At 64.0% G+C, this 6,888-nt stretch carries 4 protein-coding genes and 1 tRNA gene; 1 reads left to right on the top strand and 4 read right to left on the bottom strand.

Annotation, left to right across the window (positions count from 1 at the left end):
• Nucleotides 1-231: 231 nt before the first annotated feature.
• Nucleotides 232-304, bottom strand: a tRNA-Asn gene (locus tag VGH98_05150).
• Nucleotides 305-572: 268 nt separating this feature from the next.
• On the opposite strand from VGH98_05150, the gene VGH98_05155 reads away from it, so the two are divergent.
• Complete coding sequence (locus tag VGH98_05155) at nt 573-812, top strand: hypothetical protein (protein HEY2375342.1); 240 nt, start codon at nt 573-575, stop codon at nt 810-812.
• Nucleotides 813-947: 135 nt separating this feature from the next.
• On the opposite strand, the gene bglX is transcribed toward VGH98_05155, so the two are convergent.
• From bglX to VGH98_05170, 3 genes are read right to left on the bottom strand one after another with little or no spacing between them, the layout of a single operon-like run.
• Nucleotides 948-3,215 (bottom strand): beta-glucosidase BglX, encoded by a 2,268-nt coding sequence (bglX, locus tag VGH98_05160; protein ID HEY2375343.1) that lies wholly within the window; start codon nt 3,213-3,215, stop codon nt 948-950.
• Nucleotides 3,215-3,580: a YbjQ family protein gene (locus tag VGH98_05165; protein HEY2375344.1), complete on the bottom strand. Its 366-nt coding sequence runs from the start codon at nt 3,578-3,580 to the stop codon at nt 3,215-3,217. The genes bglX and VGH98_05165 overlap by 1 nt, the downstream gene beginning before the upstream one ends.
• A 47-nt stretch (nt 3,581-3,627) precedes the next feature.
• On the bottom strand, nt 3,628-5,967 hold the full coding sequence (locus VGH98_05170) for a prolyl oligopeptidase family serine peptidase (protein ID HEY2375345.1): 2,340 nt from the start codon (nt 5,965-5,967) through the stop codon (nt 3,628-3,630).
• Between the last annotated feature and the right edge of the window lie 921 nt (nt 5,968-6,888).

Below are 6,888 nucleotides of genomic sequence, written 5' to 3' on the forward strand. Positions count from 1 at the left end.
AATTCCGGCACCTGCAACTCCTCGTCGAGGGGAAGAGACGGGAAGTGAACGTGCTGAGGATATTCCCGTGATGCTGCCTGCACAACACCCAGTTTCTGGCCCGACTGGACTGAGGGGGTGGTCGTTCGCTCCGGCCGGACCATTTCGAGCCCGGCGGGCGGACAACTTGGGCACCTGGTTATGTCGTCACTCGACAACGTCCGAGGCGACTCGTGAGGCAGAAATGCAGAGCTGGGGCGGGAGGACTCGAACCTCCAACTTCCCGATTAACAGTCGGGCGGTCTGCCAATTGACCTACACCCCAAACGGCGACGACGTAACGATGACAAAGAAAAACCCACGGCGTGTTTCCGCGGGCGAATATTCGCGAGCTTACGTCGTCTGCGCTCCCATGTCAAGCTTTCTTAACGCCAAACGACAAACGATTTAGCTCGCATCGGTGTACATCTTCACGAGCGGCACCGCTGCAGCATCGAGGTTGCCAGCTGCGTCCGCTCGCCGCCGTTGTCAGTAGCCTAACGTCTGACGTCGTGCGAGCCGTTACCCCTCTAATCCATTTGACGAGCTGCCTCATGCCAACGACCAACTCTCGTTCTCTCCCGTCCGGCATCAGCCGCATCGACCAGGAAACCTCACGTACACACGGATACTTCGTCCGCGTCGGTTATCGCAAGACGACCAAAGGGTGGCGTCCGAAGGCGAGCGCCTTCTTCGGCGACGCCGGCCACGGCGGGAAGTCCTCGGCGCTGCGCGCGGCTGAGAAATGGCTCCGGACGACGAAGCGCGGGATGCCAAAAGCGAAAGCTCGCTGACACTTCATCGCAGCTATCCACGGTTGAACGCGGAAGCGGCCGGAGGCCGCACAGAAACGCAAGGATGAGTCGCGTTAGGATTTCTTTGCGAGCTAATCTTCAACGCTGTGTTCTATCCGGTCACTTCCGCGCAATTCACTGGCACCGTTCGGCTATCGGCACACTTGTCGTGCCTCGCAACGTAAACGGCGCCGATCGAGTGTCACCGGAATTAGTCCCTACAAATAACCGGAACGTCCCCGGCTCGGCGACGCGTCGCATCGCGAGATCGGTGAACGCCAGATCGCCGACGCCGAGGGTCCAGGTGATGGTCGTCTTCTGCCCCGGCGCGAGCGTCACCCGACGAAAGCGCTTCAGCTCCATCACCGGACGCGTCACGCTGCCGACGTCATCGCGCACGTAGAGCTGCACGACCTCGTCGCCGGCGCGTTGGCCCGTATTCGTGACATCCACGTCGACTCGCAGCGAGTCATTCGCACCGATCGATGACGCGCTCAGCCGCGGCCCCGCATAACTAAACGAGGTGTAACTCAGGCCATACCCGAACGGGTACAGCGGCGTCCACGGAATGTCCCAGTACTTCGACGTGTACTTCTCGTTCGTCGGCGGACGACCCGTGTTCTTGTGATCGTAGTAGATCGGCACTTGCCCAACCACGCGCGGCACGGTCACGGGCATCTTGCCGCCAGGATTCGCGTCGCCAAACAGCACATCGGCGACAGCGTTGCCGTGCTCGATGCCAAGGAACCACGTCTCGAGAATCGCCGGCGCCGTCGCGTTCAGCCGTTCGATCGAAAGCGGCCGTCCGTTCATGAGCACGACGACGACGGGCTTCCCCGTCGCGACGATTGCATCCGCAAGCTGCTGCTGCGCGCCCGGTAGCTCGAGCGTCGAACGACTCTCCGCTTCTGCGCTCATTTCGCCGGTCTCGCCGACGACGAGAACCACCGCCTCCGCCGCGCGCGCGACACGCACCGCTTCGGCGATCCCGTTGGTGTCCGCGCTCGTCGGGCTCGCACCGGCCGCATACGTCACTGTCGTCTGCGGCGACACGGCATGACGAATTCCGTCGAGTACGGGCACTGCATCTTCGTGCCGGCCGAGCGCTGTCCAGTTGCCGAGCACGGCGCTCGAGTCGATGGCGAGCGCACCGATCACCGCGACCGACGCAATGGTCTTCTGCAACGGCAAGGTCCCGCGGTCGTTCTTGAGCAGCACGATCGATCGGCGCGCCGACTCGCGCGCCGCGGCGCGGTTTGCGGCGGTGAGCACGTCGGTGCGCTCGCGCGCGGCGTTCTCTCGAAGATATGGATCCTTGAAGAGACCCAGCCGGTACTTGAGGCGCAGCATCCGCCTAACAGCCTCGTCGAGCTCGGCGATATTCAGGCGCTTGGCAGCGGCGGAGCGCGGTAGGACACGCGTATAGATCTCGCTCACCATGTCGACGTCGACGCCGGCGTGCAGCGCCAGCTCGCCCGCCTGCGCGCTGTCGGCGGCAACTCCGTGGTTCATCAGCTCCCAGATACCCGTCCAGTCGCTGACGACGAGTCCGTCGTACTTCCACTCGTTGCGAAGAATGTCCGTCAACAGGTGGTGGTTCGCGTGCGACGGGACACCGGCAATCTCGTTGAAGGAGGCCATGAACGTCGCGGCGTCCGCACAGGCGGCGGCGTGGAACGGCTGGAGATACACATCGCGCAGCGTCCGCTCCGACACTTCGGCGACATTGTAATCACGCCCGCCCTCGGGCGCTCCATACGCGGCGAAGTGCTTCGCGGTTGCCGCAATCGCGTCGCGGGCGCCGAGATTAGTACCCTGGAAACCACGGACCCGAGCAACCGCGAATGCGGATCCCAGATACGGATCTTCGCCTGAGCCTTCGACGATGCGCCCCCAGCGAGGATCGCGCGCGATGTCGACCATGGGCGCGAACGTCCAGTCGATGCCAGTGGCAGAGGCTTCGATCGCCGCGATGCGCGCGGCGCGCTCCGCGCCGGCGGGATCCCAACTTGCAGCCTCACCCAACGGTACCGGGAAGATCGTACGCAGCCCGTGAATCACGTCCAACGCGAAAACCAACGGAATATGCAGGCGCGACTCCTCGACGGCGATCTTCTGCAGCGCGCGCGCGGTGTCCGCGCCGACGATATTGAGAAACGAGCCAATGCCGCCGTGCCGCAGCTGTTCCATGCGCTGCGCCCGCTCGCCGCCGCCAGGGCCGGTTGGATTCCCTGCCCCGGACACCTGATTGAGCTGGCCGAGCTTCTCGGCCACGGTCATGCGAGCGAGAACGGAGTCGACGAAACGCGTCTCGACGGCACGTACCGTTAGGCGCGGTGCCTGTGCGCCGACGGAGCCCGCGCTCACCAGCGCGAGCCCGAGCAACAGCCGGGTTCGTGTCATCACGAGGTGGGTTGGTCGGTGTCGGGCTTGAGCGGTACGAGGCGCACCGCCGTTCCATAGCACAGCACTTCCGAGACGCCCTGCATGATCTCCGTTGCGTCGTAACGCAGCGCGATGAGCCCGTTCGCGCCGAGCGCCTTCGCGTGGTTCACCGCGAGCTCGAACGCCGCGGCCCGTGTCTGCTCACAGAGGTCGGTGAGCAAAGTGATATCGCCGCCGATCAACTGCTGGAGCTTGGCGCCCACCCTCCCGAAAACCGAACGTGAACGCACGGTGATGCCGCGAACGACGCCGAACCGCTCGAGGATTCGGTAGTCGGGGAGCATGTTCTCGGTCGTCGTGAGGAAGGCGGGTGGTGGTCGCATTTTCCGTTGATGCCTCCAGAAGCCGACTAGTCAACCTACGGTTCACCTCATTGTTTCGTGCCGCTCGAGGTGGCTTGACCTGCGGCACCGTGATCCCACACGAACCGATGGAGGAAGTCCCCCATCTTGTCGAAGATGTCCACCCAGCGCGCATGAATCAGCGACTCGTGCGTGTCGTCGGGGATGACCGTGAGCTCGTAGTACACGTTGTGCGCGCGCAGGAGCTGCACGAGTCCCACCATCTGCGCGAAGTCGACGTTGCGGTCGTCGTCGCCCTGAACGAGGAATACCGGCGACTTCCAGTTGTCGATCGCCGAGATCGCGGACGATTTGTACGAGAGGTTGGTCGTGTCCAGCGAATTCCCGTACAAATGCACGCCGGCAAGGTCGGCCCCGGCAACGAACAGATCTGAATTCCGCGCGAGTGCCTGTGAAGTCAGCAGTCCGCCGTACGAGAGCCCCCAGATGCCGATGCGCGTCGGATCGACGTCGGGGCGCGACTGGAGATACTTGCCCGCGGCGAGGACGTCCTGGTACTCCGAGTTACCACGCGCCATCGTGTTCGCCGCGTTGCGGAAAGAGCGCCCGTAGCCCACGCCGCTCCGGTAGTTGACCGAGAGCACGACGTAGCCCTGGTTCGCGAGCCACTGGTTGTACGCGTACGCCCAGTGGTAGAACTGCATGTAATGATAGCCCGGGAGCATCTGCCTAACGGGTCCGCCGTGGACGAAGATCATCGCCGGGCGGCGCTCGCCGGGCTTCAGGTCCCTGGGCAGGAAGAGCTGGTCATGAATCTCTAAACTGTCGGGCGACCGGACGATGACGATCTGCGGCGTGACATGGGCAGTTTTAGGAAAATCCGCAGGCAAAGTCGGATAAACAACGCGTGTCACACCGCCACTCGCCGAGACAAGGCCGACCGACGCCGGCTGCGCGGCGCCGAAGTAGAGCACGGCGATCTGCTTGCCCGACGCGAGCGGCTGCGGGGAGGTCTCGATGCCGTCGTCGGTCGAAACTTGTTTGGGAGTCCCTCCTGACGTCGGGACACTCCAGATGTGGCGCTTCTCGATGTCGTTGGCGTTCGTGCAGTAATACAGCGTCTTGCCGTCGCGCGAGAGCGCCGCCGAGGTTGCGTCTTCGATCAAACCATTCGTCGTCGTCAACATGACGGGCGCGGAACCGGGGCTCGTCGTGCTGATCGCATAGTAGCGCTCCCACTCGTCGTCGGGCGCCGAAAGCGGGAAAAGGACGTTGTCACCTGCCCAGATCACCGCGCGCATCCCGACGAACTTCTCGTCGTTAGGTGCGTTGTGCCACAGCTCGTGCGCCGAGCACTCGATGCCGCCGGCTTCGGTTGGGCCGGACGCCGCCGGACACTTGGTCACGTCCGCGACCATGACCGACAGGTTGTAGCCGCCCTTGAAGTTCGCGCGGTATAGACCAGGAAAACGACGATCGCGCGTCGTGTCCTCGCGCTGCTGCTCGCCACGGCCGAAGCCACCGCCTCGACCGAACGCCACCGCGAGACAGCTGCCACCGCCACGGCCGCCGCGACCGGATGCAGGCCCCGGCGGGTTGCCGATGCTGCCGGTGCCGGGCTGGGCCTGCATGCCAAAGGGCACGCCTGGGCGGCGAATGAAGGCGATGCGCTTCGAGTCCGCCGACCACGCCGGCGCGCCATCGCAATCCACGCTCGGCGCCACGAAGTCCACGCGCCGCGTGCGCGTGTCGAAGACGCCGATGAAGGAGTGAGTCTCGCGATCGCTGATGAAGGCCACTTTGGAACCATCAGGCGACCAGCGCGGATTGCTCTGACGTCCCCACTCTCTAATGAATGGGACAATGCTGTCCGACGGGGGCGCTGAAGCGTTAGGCGTGATGCGCGCGCGGTGGATTTGTCCGTCTCGGACGTAAAGGACCGCGCGTCCGTCCGGCGAGAGCGTCGCCGCCTCGGCCGCCGCGACGCGCCAGGGCGCACCCGCACCGGACGTCCGCACCGCCCACACGGCCCGCTCGGCGCCCCTCGGATCGTGCGTCGGGTTCGCGACCCAGCCCTGGCGATTCTCGTTCGTGCCGCGGATGAAGATGGCGGTGGAGCCGTCATCGGAGAGCTCGACCTCGGAGACGTCGACACCGTCGTCCTGCATGAAGCTCGTTAGTCGGACGGCCTTGAAGTCCGGCGCGGCAGCGGTGTAGACGTTGCGCATCCCGCGCTCGTACGCGACCCAGGCGACGCGATCCACCTCTTTGGCGCGCGCGAGCTCGAGGGGCGAGGACGGGCTGAGGAATTGCGCGACGGTCGCCTTCGTTTGGGCGGCGAGGGGCGCGGTGAGGAGGGAAATACACGTCGCCAGTACGGCTGACGCGGAGCGACTGAGGTGACGCATGCGGATCTCCGATTGGTTTCGGCGCAACTCTAACGTGGCTTACGCGTTACAGCTTCGCAACGTTCGGAGTGGAGGGCAGAGGGTAGAGGGTAGAGGGTAGAGGGTAGAGGGTAGAGGGTAGAGGGTAGAGGGTAGAGGGTAGGGGGTAGAGGGTTGAGAGTAGAGAGTAGAGAGTGGAGAGTAGAGGGCAGAGTGTGGCCGCCCACTCTCTACTCTGCCCTCCACTCTCTGCCCTCTACGCTCTGCCGCGCTCGACGAGCGTCTCCTTGTGAATCGTTGCGGCGTGAGCGTGAGGCGAAGCTGCTGCTGCTTCGCGGTCTCGCCTCTCGTCTCCCGATCGTTGGCGTTCTGCTCGACGGCGTGCGTGGTGAAGCTCGCGATGATGTCGAGGCGTTTGCGCGCCGCCGTGAAGTCAAGGGCGCTCATGAGCTTCGTGGCGTTCTCCTTGATGAAGCTTGGGCGCGTTCGAGCGCGGTGAGAACGGCGTTTTGTCGTGTGCGCATACGTGTATCTCCCGGCGAAGAGCTGCGGTGAATGAGGTGTCAATGGATCGACTCCGTGCACGTCCGTCGCGGTGGCCGAGGGGAATGCAAGTGCGATGTGGCGACGTGAGGACGTCGCTGGCGGTTTGGTTCATCTCAACGGGGGCGGTCGTGCCCTGAGCGGCAGCGTGGTCAACATGGTCGGCGAGGGATGAGAAGTGGTTGGTAGGGAGCGAAGTGTGAAGGGCAGCGAGTCACATGGCTTCTGGGACTGTTGTTATTGCCGCGGCAACGGTGCGATGCGATGTGTGATGATCGAGATGGACTCGCGGCGTTGTCGATCTCGTCGGCGGAGTGATGGATGTCGTCGCCGGAGTTGTTGATCTCGTCGGCGAAGTGAGTAGTGTCAGCTATAATCCGATCACATCGAGCTGGACGT

It is taken from the genome of Gemmatimonadaceae bacterium, assembly GCA_036496605.1.
Classification (GTDB): Bacteria; Gemmatimonadota; Gemmatimonadetes; order Gemmatimonadales; family Gemmatimonadaceae; genus AG2.